A 26,684-nucleotide genomic window follows, 5' to 3' on the forward strand; every position below is an offset into this window, starting at 1 on the left:
TTGGGGCACACCGTCGAAGCCGTCAGCGTGGGAGATCGGCAGTGTCGGTGGGCTGCTCTACCGTCGGATTCATGAAGATTCTGCACACCTCCGATTGGCACATAGGTCGCACCTTTCACTGCGTCGATCTGTTGGCCGATCAGGCGAGTGTGCTCGGTTCCATCGCGGATTCCGTCCGCGAACACGGTGTTGACGTCGTGGTCGTGCCCGGTGACATCTACGACCGCTCAATTCCCAGTTCCGACGCGGTCACGGTGTGCAATCGAGGCTTCGAGGCAATCCGGGCGGCCGGAGCGGTCATCGTCGCCACGTCCGGCAACCACGATTCCGCGGTGCGGCTCGGTGCCGGGGCGTCCTTTGCAGCTGCCGGCGGATTGCACTTGATCACCCGAGTCGGCCAGATCGGTACTCCGGTGATGCTCAGTGATCAGTTCGGACCTGTCGCGTTTTACGGGATTCCGTATCTCGAGCCGGAGATCACGCGCGTCGAGTTGGACGTGCCCCGGGCTCGTACTCATTCCGACATCCTCGGTGCGGCAATGTCGCGTGTTCGGCGAGACCTCGCCGAACGAACAGCTACCGATCCGTCGACTCGGTCGGTACTGCTCGCGCATGCCTTTGTCGTGGGCGGTGAGGCGTCTGAATCGGAACGCTCCATTTCGGTCGGCGGAGTGGAGACTGTCGCAGTGGGCGAGTTTGCCGGTGTCGACTACGTTGCGCTGGGGCATCTGCATTCGCCCCAGATGCTCTCGGAGAGCGTCCGCTACTCAGGTTCACCGTTGCCGTATTCGTTCGGTGAGCGCAGCCACCGCAAGGCTGCTCTTTTGATCGAACTCGACGCAGCCGGTCTGTCGTCGGTGCAGCGCCTCGATCTTCCGGTGATTCGAGGGCTGAGCCAGGTGACGGGAACTCTCGAGGAACTTCTCACCGAGTCGAAGTACGCCGATTCCGAGCAGTGCTACGTCTCCGCTTTGCTCACTGATCCGGTTCGTCCCGTCGATGCCATGAGGCAGCTCCAGGCACGTTTCCCCTTTGCCGTTCACCTCGAATGGCAAAGGCCGGAAGGACAATCGGATCTCAAGTATCGCGACGCGGTACGGGGTCGAACCGACATGGAGATCGCCCGTGGCTTTGTCTCGGCCGTGCGTAGTGACCCGTCCGAGCGGGAGGTCACGTTGATGGCCGAAGCGCTCAGCGCTGCCGCGCGCGCCGAGGAGTCCACGGTAGAACTGAGTGAAACCGCGTGAGGCTTCACAAACTCGAAGTCAGCTCTTTCGGGCCCTTTGCCGACACTGTCGAGGTCGACTTCGACCGATTGGGTGCAGACGGGCTGTTCCTTCTGCACGGCGACACCGGTGCAGGCAAGACCACGATCCTCGACGCGGTTTCCTTTGCCCTGTACGGGCGGGTTCCGGGTGCGCGCAACGAGGGTAAACGGCTACTGTCCGATCATGCGCCTGCCGGTTCGGTGCCGCGCGTGGAACTCGAAGCGACCATCAGTGGTCGCAGAATCAAACTTGTTCGTAGTCCAGAGTATTCGCGCCCGAAGAAGCGTGGCACCGGTTCGATCACAGAGAATGCAAAGGCCACACTGACGTGGTTGGACGGCCGCGGCGAAAACCTTTCGCGCATCCCTGACATCGGTGACGAAATCAACCGCCTCATGGGCATGAGCGCTGATCAGTTCTTCCAGGTGGTGCTCTTGCCGCAGGGTGAGTTCGCCAAATTCTTGCGTGCCGAGAGCGACGAGCGAGGCAAACTGCTCGAGCGTCTGTTCGACACCAAGCGGTTTGTCTCCGTCGAGGCATGGTTCGACGCCAAGCGAAAGGCAAGTGCGACCGCGCTCGCGGCCAGGGAGCAATCCGTGCGGCTGCTGCTCGCGAAGGTCGAGACAGCTGCGGGACTCGAGGTAGGCGCCGAGGCACACCCACTGGAATGGTCGCGCAAACTCCTCGCCGAGGCTCAGGACACCCGCGATGCAAGTCTTGCGGAGCTGGTGACCGCGAAAGATGCAGCAGCCGAGGCTAATCGGGTTCTGTCGGCGGCGCAGCGAACCGCAGATCTGGTAGCTCGCCGTAATCGTGCGACCGCTGAGCTCGCAGCATTCAATACGGGTGCCGCCCAAAGAGCTGTGATCGGCGCTGAACTCGAGACCGCCAAGCGCGCACTGCCGGTGGCCGCTGTCGCCGGCGATGTGGACGCTGCCGGCTTGCACCTCGCTGCCGCACTCGAATCGATGACTACAGCGATGTCGACCTACTCCGCACTCGATGGTCCGGAGATTTTTGTGCCGGAGGTGTGGCCACCCGCCGACGATGAGCGTCAACGCGTCGTAGCTCGGATCCGGACCTGGCGTGACGAGATCGTTCGCCTGGACGCAATGGCGGAGGACGCTCGCAGAGCCGATGCGGCAGAAGCCGAGATCGAGAAACTCGGAGTTCGGCGAGACGTTCTGTCCGAGCGCATCGATGCCATCGCGGTTGAACGCACACAACTGCCAGACATGGTGCGCTCGGCCGGCCAACGACTGGAGGATGCGCAACGCGCTCAGGCGGCTCTGCCTGGCCTCGAGGCTGCACTCGTAAAAGCGTCGGATGCTGCGGCAGCGGCCCATGAAATCGTTTCTCTGCGTGCGCAAGCCGAGAAGATTCGTGTGCAGGTGTTGGATGCGCGCGACGCCCATCAGAGTGCTCGCGGGCGCTGGCTCGACCTCGTACAGAAGCGTATCGAGGGCATGGCGGCGGAGTTGGCGAGTTCACTCGCGCCTGGTGACCCATGCCAGGTGTGTGGTTCGCGTGAACACCCTGCGCTGGCTCAGTCGGATGTCGTCACGGTCACCGAGCCCGATCTGGAAGCCGCGTCAGCGGCCGAGCGTGCGGCCGAGAAAGCCCTCAGCAAGGTGGCCGATCGCCAGGTAACCGTCGAACGTGACATCGACCGGGTGATCGCGCGCGGCGGAGACGGCGATTCCGAAGAACTCGACAGGCTCCGCGCCGAGGCACGGAACGCCGTCGACGAGGCGACACACTCTGCCGGTCAGGTTGGAGTGCTGGCACAAAAACTTGCGCAACTCAATGGGCGTGACACCGAACTGCAACAGGAATCCGCTTCTCTGACAGCCGAATTGGCGGCCCTTGCCGAGCGTAGGACGACTCTGTCAGCGACGGTCGAGCAGATTCGAGCGGCGATCGTTGCTGCGGTGGGAGAAGATTCGACCATCGCTGCTCGGCGCTCACGGTTCGAAGGCCTTGCCTCCGCTGCCACGGCGGCGTCCGAAATGCGCGACGACGCCGTTCGTGCGCAGGCCCGATCGGCGGAACTGTCGGCCAAACTGGCCGCTGCGGCGGCCGCTGCCGGATTCGATTCGGTCGAGGCTGCGATCGGAGGGGTGAGAGCGCCTGCCCGAATCGCGGCGATCGAAACGGAACTCGCCAAGGCGCGTGACCTCGAGGTTGCCGCCCGGACTGTCCTCGACGACCCCGAGGTTGTTGCGGTGGGTGAAGTCGAGACCGTCGACGTGGACGGCCCTCGCGGCCTCGCGCTTCAGTGCGCCGAGGTAGTGAACGCGACTGTTGCGGCCGCTTCCCTGGCCGAGAACCGTGTGTCGGATCTCGAACGGTTCAGCGGACAACTCGAGAAGGCCTACGAGGCGGTTGCGCCTGAGCGTGAACTGCACGACGAACTCGCTGCCCTCGCAGACGTGATCGCCGGTAAAGGTCAGAACAGTCGCAAGATGTCGCTGCGAGCGTATGTGCTCGCTTCGCGGTTGGAAGAGATCGCCGTGTCGGCATCGGTTCGTCTGCAGCGGATGTCCGGGGGACGGTACGAGTTCGTGCACAGTGACGAGGCAGGATCTCGGGGTCGCCGCGGCGGTCTGGGACTCGACATCCGGGACGACTTCACGGGCGTCGTTCGCTCGGCGAAGACGCTCTCGGGCGGTGAATCATTCTTGGCGTCATTGTCTTTGGCGCTCGGACTCGCCGATGTGGTTGCGGCGGAGTCCGGCGGAATCGTTCTCGACACGATGTTCATCGACGAAGGATTCGGCACCCTCGACGCCGACACCCTCGACTCGGTGATGGCTGTGTTGGACGAGCTTCGCGACGGAGGACGAGTGGTGGGCATCGTCAGTCACGTGGACGAGATGAGGCAGCGAATCCCGAGTCGCCTGCACGTCATTCGCGGACGTGCAGGCTCCTCGGTAAAGGTTATCGCGGGCTGATCAGGCCTTTTTGTTCTCTACCTCTGACTCGGCGTCGTCGTCCTGATCTTCGAGGATGTCCGAGGCATCGCCGGCGGGCATCGGCTCGTTGTCGCTTGCGCGTTCGTCGATCTGCTCTCCGATGTAGCGGATGACAACTGCTGCCACCGCGGCGACGGGCACTGCGAGGAAGGCGCCGACGATGCCGTACAGCGAGCTACCGGCGGCCACGGCAAGCAGCACGATGACGGCGTGGAGTTTCATCGACTTGCTCTGCAGCACAGGCTGAAGGACGTTTCCTTCGATCTGCTGAACGGCCAGGATGATGATCAGCACGATGATGGCGGTGGTTAGGCCGTTTGCCACCAACGCGACCAACACGGCCAGGGCGCCGGCGACAAACGCACCGACGATCGGGATGAATCCACCGATGAACGTCAGAATTGCCAGCACCGGTGCCAGCGGGACCCCGAGTATCAGCAGTCCGGCGCCGATGAAGACCGCGTCGATCAGGCTCACCAGTGCTTGAGTCCTGATGAATCCGCCGAGCGTGTCCCACATGCGGGTGAGGACCTCTTCGAGATGCCGACCGGCGCGGCCGCCGCCGACAGCGTGCAGCCAGGGGATGAACCTCGGTCCGTCCTTGATGAAGAAGAAGGCGAGAATCAGGACCAAACCGAGCGTGACCAACAACGAGCTCGCCGTGCTCACACCGCTGAAAACGCCTGAAGCGATGGCGGTTCCACTTTCCTGCACCTTCGTGATGACGGCATGGACTGCGTTGTCGATCTGGTCGTCCTTCAGATTCAGTGGCGGACCCTGGAGCCAGTCCTGAACCTGATTGATGCCCTCGGTGGTCTTGTTCGCGAGCTCGGGGGCCTGGCTGACCACTGACGGAACGATGCCTGCGATCACACCGGCCAAGATTCCGATCGAGAGGACCAGGGTGATGCCGGCTGCCGCGGCCGGTGGCATACCGCGCTTGATCATTCCGCGGGTCGGTGGCCACATGACTGTCGCAACGACGATTGCCAGAGCCACCGGCAGGATGATGACCCAGAGCTTTTCGATCAGCCAACCGAAAATCCAGGCGCCCAGCGAAATCGACGCCAACACCAACGACCACTTTGCGAGCCACATACCCCCTTGCCCGATGATCTCGCCGCGGTCGCGCTTTCGCACCCCTGCGGACGTCCCCTTGTCTTGCTCGCTCACTGATCGTCCTTTCCGTCGGCGCAGGGATCTCCTCGCCGATGTGAGAATCCGGTGATCTAGCTGAGCTGATCGTAACGACTGCATGCGATAACTCGTGTGTTGCGATGCAATTCTGTGTTTTGAAGCATGCCGACCGGACTAACATTTCCGTCATGAGAATCGCAGCAGCAGTCGGGGCAGCAGCAATCGTCGTTCTCGGGCTCACCGCGTGTAGCACCGAGGATCAGGACAACGCGCAGAACAAGATCAGCGAGGCAGTCACGAGCGGGCAACAGGCGCTCGAGACGGCGAAGCAGTCAGCGGGCAACGCCATCGACCAGGGCAAGACGGCGTTGTTCGTCGCCACCTTCCGTGGGGCTTACGGACCGTTGGCGGAGAACCGCGACGACGCAGACATCGAGGAGATCTTGACGGCCACGTGCACGGAGGTCGCCAACGGCACGGACGAGGCGGAGGTCAAGTCCAAGATCACCGACCTGGCCGAGAACAACGGCAACAAGCCCACCGACGAGCAGGCCGGCCACATTTACGAACTCGCTAAGGCCACCTGCCCCTGACCGGATTCAGCAGCAGCGGGCGCCCGGGTTGGCGTCGGCTGCTGCATGCCGGCGGCGCCAGAACTCTCGTTCGCTGATCACCGGTGAGTCGGCGTGGTGGCGTCGGGTGTGCTCGACGTAGCGCTGATAGTCGAGATCACCCATCACCGAGCGAACCCACCACAGCGTTCCGCGGAACGCTGTGGTGAGTTTTGCCGTCATGGTCATGGTCAGTGCCCACCTCCGTGCGCGGCGCCGGGTGCTCGGACCTTCCCGGCTTTGATGAGCTCGTCCCATTCCTTCTGGATTTCCTTCTCCGCGGGCGTCGGAATGAAGCTTGCGGGACCGAAGATCTTCGACGGTTCCTCCGGGGACTCGGTGGTCGGCAGCCCGCCCGCTCGGATTGCCTTGGCACATACGATGATCCCGGCGATGACGACGACAATCACCAGTGACGCGAAGATGATCGACAACGTGCCCTGAATGAAGGTGTTGCGAATGACGGCATCGATGGCCTCCGGAGTCTTCGCAGAACCGTGCGCCGTCTCACCTGCGGCCTTCGCATCCTTGAACACGTTGTGCTGAGCCCAGTAACCGATCGCGGGGTTGTCGGAGAAGATCTTCTGGTACGACGCGGTCATAGTCACGACCAGGTCCCACACCAATGGCACGCCGGGGATCCAGGCCCATTTGAACAGGCCCTTCTTCATGACGATCGTCATGACCACCGTCAGTGCGATCGCGGCCAGAAGTTGGTTGGCGATGCCGAAGAGTGGGAAGAGCGTGTTGATTCCGCCGAGCGGATCGGTGACACCCATGAGCAGGATCGCGCCCCACGCAGCGACGACGATCAGCGAGCACAGCCACGCGCCGATGCGCCACGACGGGTCCTTGAACTTCTTTGCCGGACCGCCGAAGTTGCCGAGCGAGTCCGAGAGCATGAATCGAGCGACGCGAGTGCCGGCATCGATCGTGGTGAGGATGAAGAGAGCCTCGAACATGATCGCGAAGTGGTACCAGAACGATTTCAGCGAGTCGCCGCCGAAGACGTCGCTGAGCACTTCGGACATGCCGAACGCGAGCGTCGGGGCGCCGCCGGTTCTCGAGATGATCGATTCTTCCCCGACGGCCTCGGCTGCCTGCGTCAGCACGTCCGGTGTGATGGGGGCGGTGCCGAGGGGCAGATTGTTGACGTATTCGGCTGCGGTTTCCGGTGTTCCACCGGTCAGCGCCGCGGGAGCGTTGAGTGCGAAGTACAGGTGCTGATCGAGGATGCAGGCGGTGACCAGAGCCATGATCGCGACAAACGATTCGGTCAGCATGCCGCCGTAACCGATCATCTTGGTCTGGCTTTCCTTCTCGAGCAGCTTCGGCGTCGTGCCGGACGCGATCAGCGCGTGGAAGCCCGAGAGTGCGCCACAGGCAATGGTGATGAATAGGAACGGGAACAGTGAACCGGCAAAGGCCGGGCCTTCGCCGTTGGAGGCGAACGGCGTCACTGCAGGCATGTTCAGCGCGGGTCGTGCGACCAGAATTCCGATGGCCAGCAGCGCGATGGTGCCGACCTTCATGAACGTCGACAAATAGTCGCGCGGTGCCAGGAGCAGCCAGACCGGCAGCACCGAAGCGGCGAATCCGTACGCGATCATCAGCCACGCAATGGTGACCTTCGAGAGTGTGAACCAGTCTGCGCCCCAACCGGTATCGGCTACCCAACCACCGGAGACGATGGCCAGGAGAAGCAGGACGACGCCGATCAGGGAGACTTCGGAAACCTTGCCCGGCCGCAGATACCTCAGGTACACGCCCATGAACAGGGCGATGGGGATGGTCATCGCGATCGAGAACACACCCCACGGGGACTCGGCGAGCGCATTGACGACCACAAGTCCGAGAACGGCGATGAGGATGATCATGATGACGAACACGCCGATCAATGCGGCGACGCCGCCGACGAGGCCGAGTTCTTCGCGAGCCATCTGACCGAGGCTGCGCCCGCGGCGCTTCGACGAGATCCACAGGACCATGAAGTCCTGCACCGCCCCGGCGAACACCACGCCGACGATGATCCAGATCGTTCCCGGAAGATATCCCATCTGCGCCGCCAGGACGGGTCCGACCAGGGGACCGGCACCGGCGATTGCCGCGAAGTGGTGACCGAACAGCACCCGACGGTCGGTCGGCATGTAGTCGGCGCCGTTCTCCATGATCTCGGCGGGAGTTGCGACGTCGTCGCGAGGCTTGACGATCTTGCGTTCGATCAACCGCGCATAGAAGCGGTAGGCGATCAGATAGGTACAGATTGCGGCCAACACGAACCACACGGCGCTGATGTGTTCACCGCGGACGATCGCAATCATGTACCAGGAGCCCGCGCCGACCAGTCCGAGAACGAGGAAGACGACGCGCGCAGTGGTGGAAATGGGTGTTTTGTCGATGACGCCGACAGGTGGCAGGTCAGGATCGGTTTTCAGGTACTCGACATTTGGTTCCGGCGCAGTCGTCAAGCTCATCGTCGAACTCCGTCCACTAGTGCAGTGTGGCCGCCGTCACAGCGGGCCATCTGTCACTGTAGGACCAGACGGGTGAATCCGCGCGATCTGTGGCGCGGGAGTCGACCGGCGTCAGAATCGGTGAGCGTCGGCGTCGATCCAATCGGTGAGCCAGCTCTGCGGCGGGGAGTCGAGCAGTTCGCCCGGCATCAGCCAGTCGAACAGGTCGGCATAGGTACGCGTGGTGAGACCGTCGACGCGGCGGTTGAGCATTCCCGGTTGCAGTTGGTCGAACGAATCGATGCCCATCGACGCGATCATCTGTTGTGCGCTGGCGACAGTTGCCTTCTGGAAGCGGTAGACGCGCTCGCTCTTGTCGGGGATGTCGAGTGCGCGGGTGCGCGCCGGATCCTGAGTGGCAACGCCGACCGGGCAGCGGTTTGTGTGGCACATCTGGGCCTGAATGCAGCCCACTGCGAACATCATTGCGCGGGCAGCCATCGTGAAGTCTGCGCCTTGGATGATGCGTTTGACGATGTCGGAACCGCTCGCCACCTTTCCGGAAGCGCCGACTTTCACGAGAGCGCGCAGACCGGTTCCCACCAAGGCGTTGTGCACGAGCATCAGGCCTTCGGTCAACGGCATGCCCATGTGGTCCTCGAATTCCACCGGACCTGCGCCGGTGCCGCCTTCGGAACCGTCGACGATGATGAAGTCCGGCGTGATGCCGCGTTCGATCATCGCCTTGCAGATTCCGAGGAATTCGCGACGCGAGCCGACGCACAGTTTCATACCGACTGGCTTGCCGCCCGACAGTTTTCGCAGGGTCGCGATGAAATCGACCAGTTCGACCGGGGTGCTGAACGCGGTATGCGCGGGTGGCGAAATCACGGTCTGGCCGACGGGTACCCCGCGGGTTTCGGCGATTTCGGGGGAGACCTTGACTCCGGGAAGCACGCCACCCAACCCGGGTTTCGCACCTTGCGAGAGCTTGATCGAAATGGCCTTCACCTGATCGAGGCCGGCACGCTCGGCAAACCGGTCAGGATCGAATCGGCCGTCCTCGGTTCGGCATCCGAAATATCCCGAGGCAATTTCCCAGATCAGATCGCCGCCGTGTTTGCGGTGATACGGACTGATCGCGCCTTCGCCGGTGTCGTGGGCGAAGCCGCCTTTGGCGGCGCCGGCGTTGAGGGCCTCGATTGCGTTGGCGGACAACGACCCGAAGCTCATCGCGGAGACGTTCAAGAGAGCGATGTCGTACGGCTTCGTGCAATCGCGTCCGCCGAGGCGAACTCGCGGAACGGTGTCGGGGGCGGTCCGTGCGCGAATCGAATGCGTCATGAACTCGTAGCCGATCGCATTGACGTCGCGCTCGGTCCCGAAGGGCTCTTCCGCCAGTGTTCCCTTTGCCCGCTCGTAAACCAGATCTCGCGTTTCGCGATCGAATGGCATTCCATCGGTGGATGATTCGACGAAGTACTGCTGGATCTCCGGTCGAATCTTCTCGAGGAGGAATCGCGCGTGCCCCAGGACCGGATAGTTACGGAGGATGCTGTGGGACCTCTGAGTGAGGTCATAGGTGCCCATCGCCGCCAGCGCGAGAGTGACGACAGCGATCACCCACCATCCGGGCGAGGCGACGATTGCGAGCGCGGCGGTGCCGAGACCCACTATCCATATCAAGAGCACGATCAGCATCCGAGTCACCTCGAGAGCGTAGGCGCCCACTGTGACACGGCAGCGGTAAGTCTCCACTAGGTTCTGCGATAGAGAACCGAATCCGACTCTTTGGGGGAATGATGACCGAACCGCAATATCCGACCGACCCGCAGGATCCGAAGGAGCAGCAGTATCCGGCGGGCCAGCAGTATTCAGCCGGTCAGCAATATTCAGCCGGCCAGGAGTATCCGACGGGCCAGCAGTACCCGACCGACCCGCAGTACTCAGCCGGACAGCAGTATCCGACCGGTCAGCAGTACAGCGCGACCCAGCAGTACAGCGCCGCACCCACGTACGCGGCGCCTCAGTACGGTCCGCCGAAGTCCAACGCGGGATGGGCCGTCGCGTCGATCATCTTCTTCTGGCCTATCGCGTTCGCCGCGTTCAACCATCTCCACGACATCTACCCGAAGTGGGCGATGGGCGATCACCAGGGCGCGCAGTACGCGTCCGAGCGGGTGAAGAAGCTCGGTCAGATCTCGCTCCTCATAGCCGTCATCTGCTGGGTGCTGTTCATCGCGTTCTACGTCATCTTCCTGGTTGCGATCGTGTCGTCCGTCGATTCGTATACCTACAACTGATCACCTGCCGCGACGTGACGGTGGGGCGAGTACCCGTCACGTCGCGGCGAGGCCGTAGAATCCACAGACCGTGAGCCTTACCCTCGGAATCGTCGGACTGCCCAACGTCGGCAAGTCCACCCTTTTCAATGCACTGACCAACAACGACGTGTTGGCAGCGAACTACCCGTTCGCGACCATCGAACCCAACGTCGGCCTGGTCGAGCTGCCCGATCCGCGGCTGCAGAAGCTCGCCGAGATCTTCGGCTCCGAGCGCATCCTCCCCGCGACCGTGTCGTTCGTCGACATCGCGGGAATCGTGAAGGGCGCGTCCGAGGGCGCAGGCCTTGGTAACAAGTTCCTGGCCAACATCCGTGAAGCGGACGCCATCTGCCAGGTAGTTCGCGTCTTCGCCGACGACGACGTCATCCACGTCGACGGCAAGGTCGACCCGGCCTCCGATATCGAAGTCATCGAGACCGAGCTCGTGATCGCCGACATGCAGACCTTGGAAAAGGCTCTCCCGCGTCTGGACAAGGAAGCTCGCAAGAACAAGGAGCTCAAGCCGGCCCACGACGAGGCACTGAAGGCTCAGGCTTTCCTCAACGAGGGTACGACGCTGTTCAGCGTCAAGGACAAGCTCGACTTCTCGCTGCTGCGTGAACTGAGCCTGCTCACCACCAAGCCCTTCCTGTACGTCTTCAACGCCGACGAGTCTGTGCTCACCGACGCAGCGAAGGTTGCGGAATTGCGCGCATCCGTTGCACCGGCCGACGCTGTGTTCCTCGACGCGAAGGTCGAGCAGGAACTCCTCGAGCTCGACGAGGAAGACCGCCAGGAAATGCTCGACTCGATCGGTCAGACCGAGCCGGGCCTGCACGCTCTCGCGCGTACCGGCTTCCACACCCTCGGACTGCAGACCTACCTGACGGCTGGTCCGAAGGAAGCTCGCGCCTGGACGATCCACAAGGGTGACACCGCGCCCCAGGCTGCCGGCGTCATTCACACCGACTTCGAGCGCGGCTTCATCAAGGCTGAAATCGTGTCCTTCGACGACCTCGTCGAGGCGGGTTCCATGGCCGCAGCCAAGGCTGCAGGCAAGGTCCGCATGGAGGGTAAGGAATACGTCATGGCCGACGGCGATGTGGTGGAGTTCCGCTTCAACGTTTGATGGGATTTTTTGATCCAGCGTAGCCGCTGGACAGGGCCTCTGCCTTGCCGTTATCCCGGCAGGTCAGAGGCTTTTTTGGTCCGTATCGGTACGTGATCGGTTCGGGATCGGACCGGATCGGTACGGGGATGGGCGGGGATGAAACGGGGATGGGCGTGACGAATTTCCGCGTCGATTTCGTCGCGGATCGGCGGCGTAGAGTCGGCCCGGTAAGCCGGTTGATTCGCTCGTGAGAGCGCCCGGAGTTACAACGTCTCCACGGGGTAGTGCCCCACCCCGGCACTGCGCGGAGCGCGACCGGGTGTCCATTACCCCGTTTCCAGCCAAAGGGCTGGCTCTCTCCTGGAGCATTTCATGGCAAGAAATCGCGGCTTTTCCGAAGAATCCGCAATCGTCACACGCAGCGCGGACGGCGTAGATCTCAATTCGATTTGGGCCGAGCAGCAACTGGCGCTCTCGATCTACAACGAAGAGCGCAGCGCAATCACCCAACTTCTCAGCTATCCGACGACAAGCCAAGCCGACGCGGTTCCGCAGTCCACCTCCGATTTGGAGTTTGAGGAAGCGTCGGAGTTCGGTGTGCCGCAGTCTGCGCGGATTCCGAACGAGGCGCTCAAGGTCGGCTACACCATTCGCGACTTCGATATGGCGACTCGAAGCACGTGGAAGTACCTCCGCGACGCGGACTCACGCCAGATCGAGGCGCTCTTTGCCTCGATTATCGAAGCCGACAATCGGAAAGTCAGCACTTCGATTCTCGGACGTCTTTTCGATCCGGCGCAGCGTGAGAATGAGTTCCATGTTCCGGTCTATGGTCTGTATACCGGCACCGATGGAATCACCCCACCGTCGTACCTCGGCAAGACATTCGCAGAGAACACCAACCACTACATCGCCTCGGGTGCGCCCGTGATTGATTCCTCCGACGTGGAAGATGCAGCACGCATGGTCACGTCCAAGGGGTATGGCCGCAAGACAGGCTCCAAAGTGTTGTTGCTCGTAAATCCGCAAGAAGCAGAGGACGTTCGCTCGTGGCGCGCAGGTGAAGAGAGCCGCGCAAAGTACGGGGCAGAACTGGCAGGCCCAATTGCGAAGTGGGACTTCATCCCCTCGGTGGGTGCGCCCGCGTACCTTCAGCCGGACAACGTCGTCGGAGCTGTCGCACCCGCAGAGTTCAACCGTCTTCCTGTGCTCGGTTCGTATGGTGAACTGCTCGTAATCCAGTCGGAGTTCATTCCTGCCGGATATTTCACGGTCGTCGCTACCGGCGGGCCGAGCAGCGACCTCAATCCTGTCGCATTCCGGCAGCACACCAATACGGCATACCACGGTCTCCGTCTGTTTCCCGGTACGGTTCCGGCGTATCCGTTGCAGGAGAGCTTCTTTGCGCGCCAGTTCGGCGTAGGTGTTCGGCATCGCGGCGCTGCGGTCTGCGTTCAGATTACAACGGGCGCAACGTATTCCGCGCCGTCGCAATTGACTTGGCGGTGATCCGTGATGGCTACCAAGTCGAACAAGCGGCGAGTCGCTGCGAGAGTTCAGGCGGGGGCAGCAAAGTCGAAGGCAACCAAGCCGAAACTTCGTGACTCTCACGGCAGGTTCGTCTCAGCGTCCAAGTCGTCGGCGGCTCAACCGCCGAACCGCGCTGGTCGTCGGCAAGCCGCGAAGCGCGCGAGTACAGCGGCAACGTCTGGTAGGTCTACAGCGATACCCCGAATGTCGACCCGCGGCCTCGACAGCACAGGTCGAGTGAGGAGTCGGTAATGCTCAAGCGTGGCAGTACTCCCGGACCCAGCGAGTTCAGCTGGGGGCCGGGGCCGACTCCACCCGGTCTTGAAGATGCGCCGCCATCGCAGGGCGGTCGGTACAAGGGCATGGCTCCGCCGGTCGATATGACGGCGGACGCGGTGCGTGGTGCGGCCCGACTGAGACGAGGTCGATCGTCATGAGCCGCAACTACAAGCGCGATGCACGCGGCCGGTTTGCTCGTTCGGGCGGCTCAATCGCTGGCGCTGCGGCGGGTGCCGCTATCGGCGGCGCACTCGGAAGCAAGGCCATGCGGAAGCGGTACGTATCCGGCAGCCTCCAAGATCACTCGCGCATTGGGACTTCTGCTGATGGGAAGTTCACGGGCGCGAAGGTCGGCGCGGTCTACCGCGCGCCGGGAGGTCGGCAAATCCTCGTCAAAGGCAGCATCGCGGTCTCGCAGAAGCCCAACGCCAAAACCAAGGTCCACGTTTCATCTGACCTCAAGAATCGCACCGGGTCGGTGAAGGTCACGTCCCGCAAGCAGTCGAAGCCCAGAGCCTCGACCAAATCTGCCGGGTCGAAGATATCGACGGGGACGAAGGGTCGCGCCCGCCGCGCAACTTCGGCTCGTGGCAGCTCATCCGGTCGCAAAGTCGGTCGCTAGTGACCTCGCGGGGTCCGTCTCGGGCGCTTCCGGGTCGGACCCCGCCCCGACAACTTCATTTAATACTTCCGCGTGAGCGCCCACGTTCACGCGGAATCACGGAGGGGACAGCACGTTGACTTGTCCGTGCCTCTTCGCGCGTCGTGTGATCGGTTGACTTGTCCCGGCTGCGACGACAACAAACCCCGACCGATTCACGCTCAGCGGTCGGGGTTTGTTGTATTGTCTGGCGGACTCCCGACCGCCGGTAGGTTAGAAAGTGTTGCGGGACTTCGGTATTGATTGGGTCGGATCGGCTTCGATTCGACCGGATCGGTTCGGATCGGATATAGTTCTTACGAGTCCTCCGAGCGCGGAGTGACATAACTTCTACGTCGAATTGAGAGAACGGGCCTGTAGGCCCACAGCTGAGCCGCGAGGCTCGCAGTTTGGGCCGGAGGCCCATCTTGTCCCGTCAGGGCTGTGCTCTCATTCGGCGTTTTCTCGTTTCTGGGCGCGGTTCCTGGCTATCTAGCCACCCGAAAGGAACCCAAATTATGTCTCGTATGACTACGGCACTTACCGAGCCGTCCAAGGCCACCTCGGATTCCATCGCTCCGAGTCGCTTCATGCGCGCTGAAGCCGCCGCCGAGTTCACAAGCGCCGAATACTTCCGGTGCACACTGAGCTTCATCAAGCGGGAGACTGAGCGTGGCAATCTGGCCCATTACTTCATTCGAGGAGTCCGGCACTACACGGCAGAAGACATCGCCGAATGGGTCAAAGGTATGCGTCGCATCGGAACCTCCGACGGTGCCGCATGACCGACAACATTTCCGCCCGGCGGCGCGCTGAGCTGGTCGCAAAATACGACGCACTGCAAGGTGACATTCACTTTCCAGAACCGTCGGGTGACCCTTCGGAACTGATGCTTGGTCGTCAAACTGACTACAGCGCTGGGTATTTCGATCATCCTTGGGTAGGTCGTTTCGTCGCGGACCATCGCGAAGGGCTGTCGCGGGGTCTTGGTTGGGCTCCGCGAACGATGGAGCAAACGCACGGCTACAACGAACCGACACAACTAGTTCGTGACGAGTCCTTTGGCACGAATGTTCGGTGTATCGACCGAGCTGACTTTCAGTGGGTTGAACCGGGTATGCGCGGGTGGGATGAGCACGCGCTCGGAGTCGATGGAGAAGCAATCCCAGCTCCGCCCTACTCGCGTTCTGGTGTGTTCGAGCTTGCTGATCGCGACCAGCCGCTTCTCCTGCTGAAGGACGGGATCAATCACGCGCTGCAGCGCCAGGCTCTCGATGTGGCTCGTGATGATCCGGCCGCGCCTTGCTTGCTGTGGTGGTCGATTGACACCCTGGATCTGGACTATCGTCACCGGCGCTTGGTTCTGTATCCAGTCTCCATCGTCTGGACGTTGGAAGAGTACGCCCGAGCACTGCTGCTGCACGCGTTGGAGATTCAGCGCGCAAAGTACCTCCGGGAAGAGCCGGAACTAGATGCCGTATCGGGACACGACGCGGTAGCTCGGTACGACGAGCAGCTAGCCGCACGAGAAAGAGGGAGGGCGTCAGCGCCCCTGCTGCAGTGTGACCGGGATCGGTATGACCGATCCGGCGCGACGGACTGGACGGGGATGGGAGGTCAGTGGCAGGAGTATCGCCGCGACTTGTCTGCTTCGGAACCCGACTACTCGATCCACGCAGACAGCGCGATTCTTCTGGTTTCGTGTGGGCCGACGGTCGTCATGGGTGTGCTCGGGGACCGCGCTCGCGCTCGGTGTGATTCGGAGGGAAATGGGCTGTCCTGGTTCCCGAGTGGCGGAGGCCGATCGTGATGCAGATGCTGAGCTATCTGGCTGCCTTCGGGGTCGGTTCCATGCTCTGGAGTCATCCGGGGAATCCGTTCCTGCACAAACAAAACGCCCCCGACGCTAGGGGAGCGCCGGGGACGTTGCCGGCCAACGGGGTACCAGCCCCACCAACCTTTCCTTGCCTTCCCGAAACCACTCAGTCGACAAAGGACTTCACATGAACGATTCTACCGGACCCGCGCTCGACTACGACGACCCGGAAACCGCAGCGGCCTTCGAGGAGGCCGCACGTGAAGAGAGTCGAGCGAAGGTCGTTGCTTTGCCGCCAGAGATGTATGTAGTCAACGAGATTGAACTCGATGAGGAGGTTGTGGGTGAACCGCGACTTGCGGTCGCGCTTGTCACCTATGTCACCGGAAACATCGCAGTTGGTGCAGATGCGGCGGTTTCGTACGTCGTCTTGGCGAACGGCGAGATTAATCACCTTGGACGATGGGGAGATGAGGGAGAGGGACTGACGAAGCTGGTTCCCGGAAAGCGGCTTAGTCGGCGCGATGGCGCGGTGGTGATCTTGCCTCCGAAGTGGGACTACAACAGAGGTTTCGACGGGTAGGGCATAACCGACCAGCTCGAATTTGTGTGGGGTTCGGGTTCGGACTCCGGCTCGAACCCCCACTCGAACCCACGCTCTTAGAACACTTCCCAGAAGGAACCATCATGACCGACGCAACCTCCACGCAATCTACCAACGATCGAACGATCAACAGAAATAAGGGCTTTGGCGCGCTCGCTGCCACGTACTTCAAAGCGGGCTGGCGCTCACCGATTCCGTTGCCGCCTGGCCAGAAGTACCCTCCGCCGACCGGATGGACCGGCAAAACTGCGCCGTACCCAGACCCTGCGCAGATCAAGTTGTGGCGCAGAGAATCTCCCGACGGCAACCTCGGACTGCGGCTGCACGACGGGGTGGTGGCGGTTGACGTCGATACGACGCACGATGGGAAAGTCGGCGCGGCGACGTTGTCTGCTTTCGAGGTTGAGGTCGGGTGCGAGTTTCCGGCGACGTGGACCTCAACTTCTCGGTCAGACGGCAGTGAGCAGCGTTTCTATCGAGTACCCGAAGGGCTGACTTGGCCGAGCAAGCTACCCGGAAATGACGTCGAACTCATCCACCCCGGCCATCGCTACTCGGTGGTCTTCCCGAGCATCCATCCCGAAACCGGCGACCAGTACCGCTGGCGCGATCCAGAGGGGAACGTCTCGTTGACCCCACCGGCTCCGGGCGACCTTTCGGAGTTGCCGACGCGGCTAGTCGAGGCTTTAACCGCGAACGTCACGCAACCGACTCAGCTAGCGAGTCAGGAGGCCGCAACGGACCTTCTCTCCGCGCTTCCGAGCGGGGCGATGTCGGTAGTGGTCGCCGCTCTTCTCGGCAACGCCGTTCGGGACCTGTCTGGTTCGCGGCACGAGAACACACGATCAAGCGTTGGCGCGCTTCTACGACTGGGAGAGCAAGGCGAAACCGGCGTGCAGAAAGCACTCGACATACTGAGGGCGGCGTTCGTTGTGGCCATTGATGACGCTGAGCGGAACCCTGGCGCGGAGTTCGACCGGCTGGTTCGGTCGGGTGCGCGGTTGGTGGCTGGCGATCCGACGCCGAAAGTGCAGCTGGAAGGACTGCGGATCGCTTCGGAAGCGTTGTCTCCGGGCGGGTTTTGGCATGAGCTGATCGAGGGCGGATCGTTCTTGGACGATGAGGAGGCTGACACCGCCGCAATCGAACAACAGCGGATCGCTGCCCGTAGGCAGATGAAGGCGCGGCAGCTCGCGAAACACGACCTCGCGGTGGAGGGCTGGGAAGCTCCACCCCAGTCCGAAGAGATTCTGGTCGAGTTGGCGAAGGACCCGACACCGGTCCGGTACGTGGTCGAGGACCTGGCGCCCGTCGGGTCGAACGTGCTGCTCGTTGCCGAAGCTAAGGCCGGCAAAACCACGCTCGTGATGAATCTGGTGGTGGCGATGGTGACAGGCGCGAAGTTCCTCGGCAAGTACGAGATTGGGAATCTGCCCGTCGGAAGCTCAATCACATACTCCAACTTCGAGTTGGAGAAAACGATGTCCGAGAACTGGATTCGGGATATGGGGTTGGGCGACGACGTCGAGCGTCACCACCGGCTGTACTTGGACCCGTGGAAGGGCTACAAGGTCCCCCTGCCCGCTGACCACGTCGAAGACCACATCGTGAACCTGCTGCTCAGTCGGCAATCGTCGGTGTGGGTGGTTGATCCGTACGGGGCCGCGATCAATCACGACGAAAACAGCAACGACGACACCCGCGCCTGGACGAATGCGATTGATCGGATTGCGCGGCGGGCGGGGTTGTCGCTGGTCGTGCTCGCGGCGCACTCCGGCAGCTCGTCCGCGAATGGTGGGGATATTCGAGCGCGGGGCGCGTATCGGTTGGAGGATTGGATGAGTGTGAAGTGGTCGTATACCCACGGCGGCACCGTCAACGAATCCCCACCCGACAACCTGCGCTACCTCACCGCCCGTGGGCGCGATGTGTCGGTACCGGTGTTCACGTTGGACTATGACGCACCGACGCGGCGGCTTTCAGCCACATCGGAGAAGGGCTCAAAGGCCGAAAATGAGACGGGGCGTTGGGCTTTGGATGTGTACAAGGTAGTCCGAGACCACGAAGCCGCAGCGAAAGAGCGCGGCGAAGCGCCACGGCCTTTCAAGGCAGGCGACTTCAACGAAGCGCTCGGAATCTCCACGACAGACAGCAAGCCCGGAGGGAAGGGGAAGTTGTTGAAGGCCGGGCGCGAGTCGTGTGTGGGGCGGGGTTGGCTCAATGAGCAACCGGGGCCGGGGAACTCGAAGCTGTACACGGTCGGCCCGGTGGACCCGTTCTCGGAAGGGCATGCGTGGACTTCTGTGAGTGCTTCGGAGTTCAAAGTTAATGGGGCAGAGTAGTAATGGGAAACGGTCGAGGAGCCGATCATAGTTAGTCGTGATCATGAGTCTTGGTTGGATCTGGGTTGGATCTGGGTTGGTTTGGGTTGGTGAGGGCCTTAAAGCCTGGGGTCCGAGTCCTAGTCAGTGTTATCGGATAGTACTGACTAGGACCGGATAACACTGAGTGTTATCCGTGTTATCCGGTGTTAGTCAATAACACTGAGTAGTGTTAGTCCCCTCCGTAGGAGGGACTACTACTCGGCGAGCGGGGTACTCGCTCGCCGGATAGGACTACTACTACTGAAGCGGCGACCGAACTGGCCAGAGTTCGGAGAAGCTGAATCACCCAGATCTCAGGCTGGAATTGGTTGGTGGACAGAACTTCTGAGTTGTCAGCAATTCAAGCGGTGAAGGCAGCATTATAGGTTGGGAGCGGACTAGCATGGGGAGCAGTTTAGGATGATCCCTACTGAAACGGTAGGGAATACCGTGAAAATCTGTCTTTCCCTTTCGGTCGGCCCTCGTGTACGCGAGGCGACTTCACATTTCATTCAAAAGTCAAGTAACAGAGCGGGGTTGAGCATTGGCAGAAACGCTGCAAGAGCAAGGGTTTCGGAGGACTCTGGACGCGGATCGTGAGCGATACGCGAAGCTGGAGGCGAAGAGGTGGGCCGAGGTCGATGCGATGGCGAGTTCTGCCGCGCCAGTCTCCGTGCCACTGCGCCCACCTGCTGTGACGACTGGTGAGCCGGTCGAGTGGGATGGGGTCGATCCGGGGCCGGAACCTTTCTGACTTCCCGCGCCGACGCGGCCTCTCTCGCCCGTCGGCGCGCTTACGTCCGAGACCCACACTCATTGACCCCTGATTCCATCTGTCAAGGACTTGCGGCGACGAGTAGGGGAATCGGACGTAGTGACGCTTGGCAACGTTACGTGGCAATTGGGCTACGAATACTGCACTGAGCGTTCAACTTTCATCGCAGCCGTAGCCCTCAACGTCTGTACCAGGCTTTGTAGTGCTCGACGCGGATTCGGCGTACGGTCTCGAGGCGTAAGGCGGAAACGGTCGTTTAAGCCTCGAAATATGTAGGGAGAGTGCAGATGTACGCGATTCGTAATGCTCGAAATGGTGAGGTTTGCTCGACGTGTGGGGCGTTGTTGCGCGGACCCGACCACGAGGACTCCAGCGGAGTAGTCCTCGAATGCTCGACCACCGCGCCCGAAACCAAGCCCGAAACCAAGCCCGAAACCAAGCCCGAAACCAAGCCCGAAACCAAGCCCGAAATCTTCTGCTTTCCTTGCGCACCAATCGGTATTGACGGCGAATTACCTAGCTAGCCCAACCGAATTCAATCAATCGACCAAGGAGGTCCACCATGACTGTCACTGAAAAGCCATACATGTTCGGATACGTGCGGGTGAGCACTGAGGAGCAGGTCGATAGTCGAGCAGGTCTCGACGCGCAGGAGGCAGCGATCATGGCTGAAGCCGAGCGGCGGGGCTGGGATATTGAGTTGTTCCGCGACGAAGGCAAGTCAGGAAAGTACGTCAACGAAGGTCTGCGGGAGGCTCTCGAGCTCTTGGCGTCGGGTCAGGGGGATGGGCTGGTCGTGGCGAAGATGGATCGGCTGGTGCGCTCGTCCCAGCACGCGTCGGAAATCCTCGCTACCGCTGAGCGTCAGGGTTGGAATCTGTCGATTCTGGATATGGGAATTGACCTCGCAACCCCAGCCGGTAACGCAATGGCCCAAATGCTTGCGGTGTTCGCGGAGTTTGAGCGCCGAATGATCTCGCAGCGAACGAAAGACGCGCTGGCCCAGAAGAAAGCGGCGGGCGTGGCGATTGGTCGGCCTCGCTTGGCGAAGCCAGCAGTCGTCCGCCGAATCGTCATGGAACGCAATGCGGGACTTTCGTTTGCGCGAATCGCGCGGACGCTCACCACGGAAGGGGTGCTGTCCCCGGCTGGGCGCTCGACGTGGCAAGAGTCCACCGTTCGTCGCCTCTTCCAGTCAACCGACCAGAGTGGGGTAATCTGAGATGCCGAAAACCACAGGAACAAACCGTTATTCGATCCGTGATCTGAGTTCGGGCCGATACCAGGCGCGCTGGTATGACGACGCTGGCGAACGCAAGTCGAAGACGTTCATGACCAAGACGGAGGCGAAACGGTTCCTCGACAACATCAAGAGCGACCGCAACCGGGATGACTACATCGACCCCAACGACGCCAAGCGCCAGTTTCGAGAGGTCGCGGAGTTGTGGTTTGCGTCGCGGAACCTTCGGCCCAAGACCGAACACGCCTACCGCACGATCCTCGACCACCGGATTTACCCGACGTTCGCCCACCGGGCCATCGGGTCGATCACCACGATGGACCTCGTGGCGTGGATTACGTTCCTCGGCACAGAGGGGAAACGCGTCAACCACAACAACAAGGGGGAACCCGACCTCGCCAATCCGAATACGCTGCGCGACCGTCGGCGACGGGAACGTCTCGAGGAAGCACGCAAGCGATCCGGCGTCGCCGTAGCGCCCGGCAAGCCCCTCGCGCCGGGTACCGTCCACAACGCGGTTCGGGTGATGAAGCAGATTCTCGACGCGGCTGTGCGGGCGCGGTACCTCCGAGGAAACCCAGCGAACGGACTGACTCGGGACGATATGCCGAAGCATCACCGCGAGGAGGTCCACTATCTCTCCGCCAGCCAGGTCGAACGGCTCGCGGTCGGCACTGCGAAGGTGGTCGCGGATGGCGATTCCTCCAGCGGAGACGCTTTCGGGATGTTGGTGCGCTTCGCGGCCCAGACCGGAATGCGTTCGGGGGAGTGCTGTGGTCTCCGGTGGGAGAACGTGGACCTGTTGCGGGGACGCGTGACCGTCGCGGAATCCATCAGCACGATCAGCGCCAGCGAGTGGTATGTCGTGGCGCCGAAGAATAACAAGACCCGCGTGGTACCGATCGCTTCCGCGCTAGTAGAAGAGCTGAAGCGCCACGCGGAACGCCAAAGCCGCTTCACCCACAAGGATTTGGAGACGGGAGAGCAGCGTTCAGCCTTCGCGCCGGGAGCCTATGTGTGGCCGTCGCCGGTGGCGTCGGAGGAAGCGCCCTACGGCTATACGCCGATGCACTGGGGGCGAGACTTTTATCTGAAATGGTGGAAGGCGTCGGTGAAGGAGGCCGGATTGCCGGCCACGCTCACCTTCCACGCGCTACGCCACACCTGCGCTTCGTTGCTGATTGCGGCGAACGTCCCCGCGAAGGCGATCCAAGCGCACCTCGGCCACAGCTCATTCAAGATCACGATGGACACCTACGGCCACCTGTACGCGGACTCGACGGACGTAGTGACCGATGCGCTCAACGCGGCGTTCGCGGCCCCGACCTACCCGGAGCCGTCGAACGTCCGCCAGATGTGGGGCTAGAGCTTGGGGCGTTTGGTCGCTGGCATGGCGCGACGAAGCTTCGCTGGCTGCACGTAAAGCGTGTCGATTAGGTGTTTGACGAGATCCTGTAATTCCTGCGCCTGTTCCAGTGGAATTTCATCCCAGGTCTCTTGATGTGCCCCAGCATTGCCGACTGTGCGAACGTGGTCGGCCCATTCTTTAAACCCGTCGTGCAGTGTGCGGTCGTCGGCCATCTGTTTGACGGCATCGTTCAGCGTGCGCTTCTTCCTGGCTTCCTCACTGCCCTTGTCCTGCACGATCTGGGCTAGCGCGTTGCGAAACATAGCGACGGCCGCGTGCGGGGCCTCGACGCCGACACACCGCACGCCTTCCTGGAAGGCACTCGCAAGGTTCGTCGGGACATCTGCCGCATCTTCAAGATGCCCCGGCTTAGGCCACCAGTGAACGCCCCGCCATTTGGAAACCCCATCCAGGTGACCGAAAGCTTCTACCACGATGATTGCGTCCCGGCAGCCTTGGCATCGGAGAGGCGTGACGGACTCGACAGAGCTCCTTAGATTCAGCGACTGCTCGGGAGTGAAGTTGCTGACGCGCCCACATCGTGGACAGGTACCACTGGGGTCTCGGCTGGTCGGGAGCGTGTCGGGATTGCGCTCGTCGTCTTGAGGGCTGTTCGCTTCTGCTGCCATGGGCAATATTGTGACAGCTCCCACAGACAGCTTTGACCGCGGAATTAGGTTACGAGAGCAGTGAGGGCGAAAATGATTAATCCAGCGACAAGTGCGGCAATGAGTGCTGACCAGAGCGGGTGGCGCGCTATCGCGTCTGCGCGCTCGCGAACGGTTCTCTTGGAATCAGGTTTTGCTGTGGAGGCATCGGGTGCCGTTGCCGGAGGAGTCGGCCGAGTTGTTGACTGGGGAACTGACGGCAAACGACGCGGTACTGTGGGCGTCCGGGCGACGCCTATTGCACTGGCTTCGAATTCCTCAATTGTCTCAGGCCAGAGTTCGCTGATACGAGCGTCGAGAGCGTCGCGAGCATGAGCAAAGAACTGATCCATCGACTCGCTGTCCTGCCCCAGCACCACAAGTTCAATTGTTACCAACTGTTTGACGTGGATCACGTGGGCGCTGTATTGAACCTCTCGAACGAGTGCGAGCGGGTCATTCTGTGGGCGCTTAAAGTTGATGTTGACGTTGTTAGGTTGTTCGCCGAGTCGCTCGATCGCTCGTTCGAGGTCTGGAGTGTCAAACAAGTTGTTGCTACTGGGAGTAAATACTGTGTAGTCCTGGATCGGAAGCTCAGCGTTCTCATCGAGATAGGTGTGGCCGAAATCTTCGAGGAGCGCCAGTGTGCCGAGTAGGTCTTTCGACGCGATGACCCACTTAGCTACACGACGTGCGTTGCCCATATCTACCCCTCGATGCCAGTGGTCACAATGCATCAGTCTAAGTGTGACCTTCGACAGCACCGCGACAAAGGGGATCAAACGGGGATCGCCCGTCTTGTCACGGACAGGTTTCTCCTGGTCGAAGGCGTATTTTCCGACGGACTAGCGTTCCGCTTCAACGTCTAAATCCGGCTTCTGGTCCTCACCCCACGGGCAACTCGCTGAGCGTCCGACGTGTCACAAACCGCCGCGCTCTCCCAGTCAACGGGTCGGTGAATTCGAGTTCCCTCGCGAGCAATTGGAGGGGGAGGGAATGATCGTCCGGGGCGTCGGGAAGCAGGTCGGGGTATCGCCGGTCGCCCAGGATCCCGGCGCCGAGAGCTGCCAGATGCACCCGTAACTGGTGCATCCGTCCGGACTGCGGACGTAGAACCGTGTGCAGCACAGCACGTCCGGAGGCGCTCACGCCCATCCCTCGCGCCTCGATCATGGTCTCGGAGTTGGGTTCACGGCTGTCGTCGACGACGACCCGCAACTCGCCGCGTCGAGCTTCGATGTGGTTGCGGTAAACGAGAGGGACGTCGAGCGCTGGCGCATCCTGGTCCCACCGGGACGGTCGCGCCGACACCGCCTCGTAGACCTTCGTGACCTGCCGCTTCTCGAACAGTGACTGGTACGCGCCGCGCGTCGCGGGGCGAGCTGAGAACATCACCACGCCTGCGGTGCCGCGGTCGAGTCTATGGATCGGGGTCAGATCTGGGTTGTCGAGGCGGACCCGCAGTCGGACGAGCGCCGACTCGCGCAGGTAACGCCCGCTGGGGGTGGTCGGGAGAAAATGTGGTTTGTCGATCACGACGAGATCGTCGTCGAGGTGCAGGATCTCCTCGCGGAACGGCACCGGGTCCTCCGCCGGTAACTCGCGGTAGTACCAGACGAACCGGTGCGCGCTGAGCTCGGCGCTCCGGCAGATCGGGTGGCCGTCGATACCCACGAACTCGCCGTCGTCGAACCGCCGATACAGGTTTTCGGCGTCCAGATGGTCGAACTTGGCTACGACGTACTCGGCGATCGTCGTCCATGGCCCAGAGAGCGGGATGCGTAGACGCGTCGGGCCAACCCCGTTCTTGACGGGCAGCGGTGGGGACATGGACACACAGGTAATCATCCCATCGACTGCTGGTCAGCGGTGATTCGGTGCGGCCTTGCCGGAGACGTCCCCGCGGGGACGTGGGGACCAACTCGGAGCGGTGATCACCAGAGATCGTCGAGTCGGAAAATCAGTAGCGCGGACCCCGGAAGGCTCCGTATGGTTTCGACACACACGATCGCGGTCGAAAAGTGCTGCGGTCCATACCTTCTGTAGCTCAATTGGTGAGAGCACCCGACTGTGACTCGGGCGACGGCGGATCGTAACCGCCCAGAGGGACCAGCTCAGAGCCCAGAGGGACCAGTTCAGATACGGCTGACGTGAGGACTCTAGGCGCAGAGACCGGCAGCCCTTTGCCTGCACAGTTGTCGAACGAGCCTCAGCCGGTATTCCCTGAATCGCCGAACAGCATTCCAGTCACCCGCCATTTCCGCGTCGGCAAGTAGGTATTCGCAGTTGTCCAACTGATCCTTCAAAGACATCATCAGAATTCACCTCCGATCGCCCGAGCAAGTACCTGTCCAGGATGCGTCCGGCGACACCCCGCGGACATCGGCCGAAGTACCTGTTCAGGTACCTGCTTCGGTGTGCGGTGGAGGTTACTTCTTGACCGCAGGCGCTGGTAGCGGCATACCGCGCTCGGACAGGACGGCGCGGAGACGGTCAGGGTAATCGGTGATGATTCCGTCGACACCCAGGTCTATGAGGGCGTGCATGGTGGCGGGATCATCGACGGTCCACGGGATGACCTTCATGCCACGCGCATGTGCGCTCGCGATCATGTCGGCTGTCGGGTACAAGGCGAAGCCGGGGTCGCCGACCTTTCCACCCTGGGGAGTTCCTTGGACAGGGGAGTAGGCGGAGGCGCCGAAGGTTGCCACCGCCGAGATGCCGTCGCCACCGAAATCATCGATGTCCAGACCGCCGAGCCACGGTGACGCTCCGTCCTTGCCTACCTGGAGAAAGTCACCGTTGGTGAGCGCGACCACGGGCACACTCGGCGCGAGTTGACGGGTGAGCATGAGCGAGCCCCAGTCGAAGCTCTGAATGGTGACGCTGTCCAACAATCCGGCTGCCCGGATCGTATCGAGGACTACAGAGACGAACTGCTCACGCGGGGCGGTCTCGTGGGGCGCTCCCGCTTCCACCTTGGTCTCGATGTTGAGCTTGATTCCGGGTGCGTTGTACGACTTCACCAGAGCGAGCACTTCTTCGAGTGTCTGCATATTCGCTCCCGGAACATTTTGCTGCTCAGGGTATCCGGCAAGGGGGAGCGTGCCACAGTCCATGGTCTTGATCTGTTGCAGGCTCAGCGTGTTGACGAATTTGCCGACGTACGGGAACTCCGGGTCGCCGGTAGTGGCGGGCTCGGTGTCGAGGCATTTCTTGTTCGAGATCTTACGATCGTGCGTGACGACAGCGATCCCGTCTTCGGTGATCTGGGTATCGAGTTCCAGTGTGCTGACGCCCATTTCGAGAGCATTGGAGAACGCGGCCAGGCTGCTCTCCGTGTACAGGCCGAGCCCGCCGCGGTGGGCTTGGACGTCGAACGTCGAAACCGGTTGGGGTGCTGAACTACCGAACGAACCGGACCAGTCGAGACTGCCGGTTGGCGATGCGCCGGCCGGGGTCGCCAGGGCGGTGAGGGGGAGTGCGACGGTCACGGCGGCACA

General features: G+C 61.8%; 21 protein-coding genes and 1 tRNA gene. 14 read left to right on the top strand and 8 right to left on the bottom strand.

Features of this window, described 5'->3' with window-relative positions:
• The first annotated feature begins 71 nt into the window (after window positions 1-71).
• Window positions 72-1,247, top strand: a complete 1,176-nt coding sequence (locus tag EEB12_RS24325) for an exonuclease SbcCD subunit D (protein ID WP_141488631.1) — start codon at window positions 72-74, stop codon at window positions 1,245-1,247.
• Window positions 1,244-4,222 carry an AAA family ATPase gene (locus EEB12_RS24330; protein ID WP_141488632.1) on the top strand — a complete coding sequence of 993 codons (2,979 nt, stop codon included), beginning with the start codon at window positions 1,244-1,246 and terminating at the stop codon, window positions 4,220-4,222. Before EEB12_RS24325 ends, EEB12_RS24330 begins: the two co-directional genes overlap by 4 nt.
• On the opposite strand, the gene EEB12_RS24335 is transcribed toward EEB12_RS24330, so the two are convergent.
• Entirely contained in the window at window positions 4,223-5,416 is a 1,194-nt protein-coding gene (locus EEB12_RS24335) for an AI-2E family transporter (protein WP_003945249.1), read from the bottom strand. It abuts the gene before it with no gap.
• A gap of 152 nt (window positions 5,417-5,568) precedes the next feature.
• Here EEB12_RS24335 and EEB12_RS24340 point away from each other — a divergent pair, with 152 nt between their 5' ends.
• Entirely contained in the window at window positions 5,569-5,973 is a 405-nt protein-coding gene (locus EEB12_RS24340) for a hypothetical protein (RefSeq protein ID WP_021345035.1), read from the top strand.
• 6 nt (window positions 5,974-5,979) lie between these two features.
• Here the strand turns inward: EEB12_RS24340 and EEB12_RS24345 are convergent, their stop codons facing one another.
• The 3 genes from EEB12_RS24345 to EEB12_RS24355 form a co-directional block, all read right to left on the bottom strand.
• Complete coding sequence (locus EEB12_RS24345; RefSeq protein WP_019744572.1) at window positions 5,980-6,180, bottom strand: YbdD/YjiX family protein; 201 nt, start codon at window positions 6,178-6,180, stop codon at window positions 5,980-5,982.
• A gap of 2 nt (window positions 6,181-6,182) precedes the next feature.
• Window positions 6,183-8,465 (bottom strand): carbon starvation CstA family protein, encoded by a 2,283-nt coding sequence (locus EEB12_RS24350; RefSeq protein WP_019744571.1) that lies wholly within the window; start codon window positions 8,463-8,465, stop codon window positions 6,183-6,185.
• Window positions 8,466-8,576: 111 nt separating this feature from the next.
• A complete protein-coding gene (locus EEB12_RS24355) occupies window positions 8,577-10,154 on the bottom strand; it encodes an FMN-binding glutamate synthase family protein (protein WP_029255844.1) in 1,578 nt (525 codons plus the stop codon).
• Window positions 10,155-10,243: 89 nt separating this feature from the next.
• Here EEB12_RS24355 and EEB12_RS24360 point away from each other — a divergent pair, with 89 nt between their 5' ends.
• The 10 genes from EEB12_RS24360 (at window position 10,244) to EEB12_RS24405 (ending at window position 22,492) form a co-directional block, all read left to right on the top strand.
• Entirely contained in the window at window positions 10,244-10,747 is a 504-nt protein-coding gene (locus EEB12_RS24360) for a CD225/dispanin family protein (protein ID WP_019744569.1), read from the top strand.
• 70 nt (window positions 10,748-10,817) lie between these two features.
• The gene (ychF, locus tag EEB12_RS24365; protein ID WP_019744568.1) at window positions 10,818-11,897 is read left to right on the top strand and encodes a redox-regulated ATPase YchF; all 1,080 of its coding nucleotides are present in this window, start codon (window positions 10,818-10,820) and stop codon (window positions 11,895-11,897) included.
• A 354-nt stretch (window positions 11,898-12,251) separates the two neighbouring features.
• Window positions 12,252-13,388 (top strand): hypothetical protein, encoded by a 1,137-nt coding sequence (locus tag EEB12_RS24370; RefSeq protein ID WP_141488633.1) that lies wholly within the window; start codon window positions 12,252-12,254, stop codon window positions 13,386-13,388.
• Between the two features lie 454 nt (window positions 13,389-13,842).
• On the top strand, window positions 13,843-14,310 hold the full coding sequence (locus EEB12_RS24375) for a hypothetical protein (protein WP_141488634.1): 468 nt from the start codon (window positions 13,843-13,845) through the stop codon (window positions 14,308-14,310).
• Between the two features lie 545 nt (window positions 14,311-14,855).
• Window positions 14,856-15,113, top strand: coding sequence for a hypothetical protein (locus tag EEB12_RS24380; RefSeq protein ID WP_141488635.1), 258 nt, complete (start codon window positions 14,856-14,858; stop codon window positions 15,111-15,113).
• Between the two features lie 407 nt (window positions 15,114-15,520).
• The gene (locus EEB12_RS24385) at window positions 15,521-16,138 is read left to right on the top strand and encodes a hypothetical protein (RefSeq protein WP_141488636.1); all 618 of its coding nucleotides are present in this window, start codon (window positions 15,521-15,523) and stop codon (window positions 16,136-16,138) included.
• Window positions 16,139-16,331: 193 nt separating this feature from the next.
• Window positions 16,332-16,727: a hypothetical protein gene (locus EEB12_RS24390; protein WP_141488637.1), complete on the top strand. Its 396-nt coding sequence runs from the start codon at window positions 16,332-16,334 to the stop codon at window positions 16,725-16,727.
• Window positions 16,728-16,831: 104 nt separating this feature from the next.
• The gene (locus EEB12_RS24395; RefSeq protein WP_141488638.1) at window positions 16,832-19,090 is read left to right on the top strand and encodes a bifunctional DNA primase/polymerase; all 2,259 of its coding nucleotides are present in this window, start codon (window positions 16,832-16,834) and stop codon (window positions 19,088-19,090) included.
• A gap of 1,358 nt (window positions 19,091-20,448) precedes the next feature.
• Window positions 20,449-21,108, top strand: a complete 660-nt coding sequence (locus EEB12_RS24400) for a recombinase family protein (protein ID WP_141488639.1) — start codon at window positions 20,449-20,451, stop codon at window positions 21,106-21,108.
• A gap of 109 nt (window positions 21,109-21,217) precedes the next feature.
• Window positions 21,218-22,492: a tyrosine-type recombinase/integrase gene (locus tag EEB12_RS24405; protein ID WP_258537194.1), complete on the top strand. Its 1,275-nt coding sequence runs from the start codon at window positions 21,218-21,220 to the stop codon at window positions 22,490-22,492.
• On the opposite strand, the gene EEB12_RS24410 is transcribed toward EEB12_RS24405, so the two are convergent.
• The 3 genes from EEB12_RS24410 to EEB12_RS24420 all read right to left on the bottom strand — a co-directional run bounded on the left by EEB12_RS24410 (window position 22,489) and on the right by EEB12_RS24420 (window position 25,029).
• On the bottom strand, window positions 22,489-23,163 hold the full coding sequence (locus EEB12_RS24410; RefSeq protein ID WP_141488641.1) for a DUF4145 domain-containing protein: 675 nt from the start codon (window positions 23,161-23,163) through the stop codon (window positions 22,489-22,491). The genes EEB12_RS24405 and EEB12_RS24410 overlap by 4 nt on opposite strands.
• 44 nt (window positions 23,164-23,207) lie before the next feature.
• On the bottom strand, window positions 23,208-23,885 hold the full coding sequence (locus tag EEB12_RS24415) for a hypothetical protein (RefSeq protein WP_141488642.1): 678 nt from the start codon (window positions 23,883-23,885) through the stop codon (window positions 23,208-23,210).
• Between the two features lie 181 nt (window positions 23,886-24,066).
• Window positions 24,067-25,029: a pseudouridine synthase gene (locus EEB12_RS24420; protein WP_141488643.1), complete on the bottom strand. Its 963-nt coding sequence runs from the start codon at window positions 25,027-25,029 to the stop codon at window positions 24,067-24,069.
• Between the two features lie 188 nt (window positions 25,030-25,217).
• Between EEB12_RS24420 and EEB12_RS24425 the strand changes: the two genes are divergently transcribed.
• Window positions 25,218-25,293 (top strand) — tRNA-His (locus EEB12_RS24425).
• A gap of 317 nt (window positions 25,294-25,610) precedes the next feature.
• Here the strand turns inward: EEB12_RS24425 and EEB12_RS24430 are convergent.
• Window positions 25,611-26,675: a glycerophosphodiester phosphodiesterase family protein gene (locus EEB12_RS24430; RefSeq protein WP_070796100.1), complete on the bottom strand. Its 1,065-nt coding sequence runs from the start codon at window positions 26,673-26,675 to the stop codon at window positions 25,611-25,613.
• Between the last annotated feature and the right edge of the window lie 9 nt (window positions 26,676-26,684).

Source organism: Rhodococcus sp. WS1 (assembly GCF_003797745.1).
GTDB lineage: Bacteria > Actinomycetota > Actinomycetes > Mycobacteriales > Mycobacteriaceae > Rhodococcus_F > Rhodococcus_F erythropolis.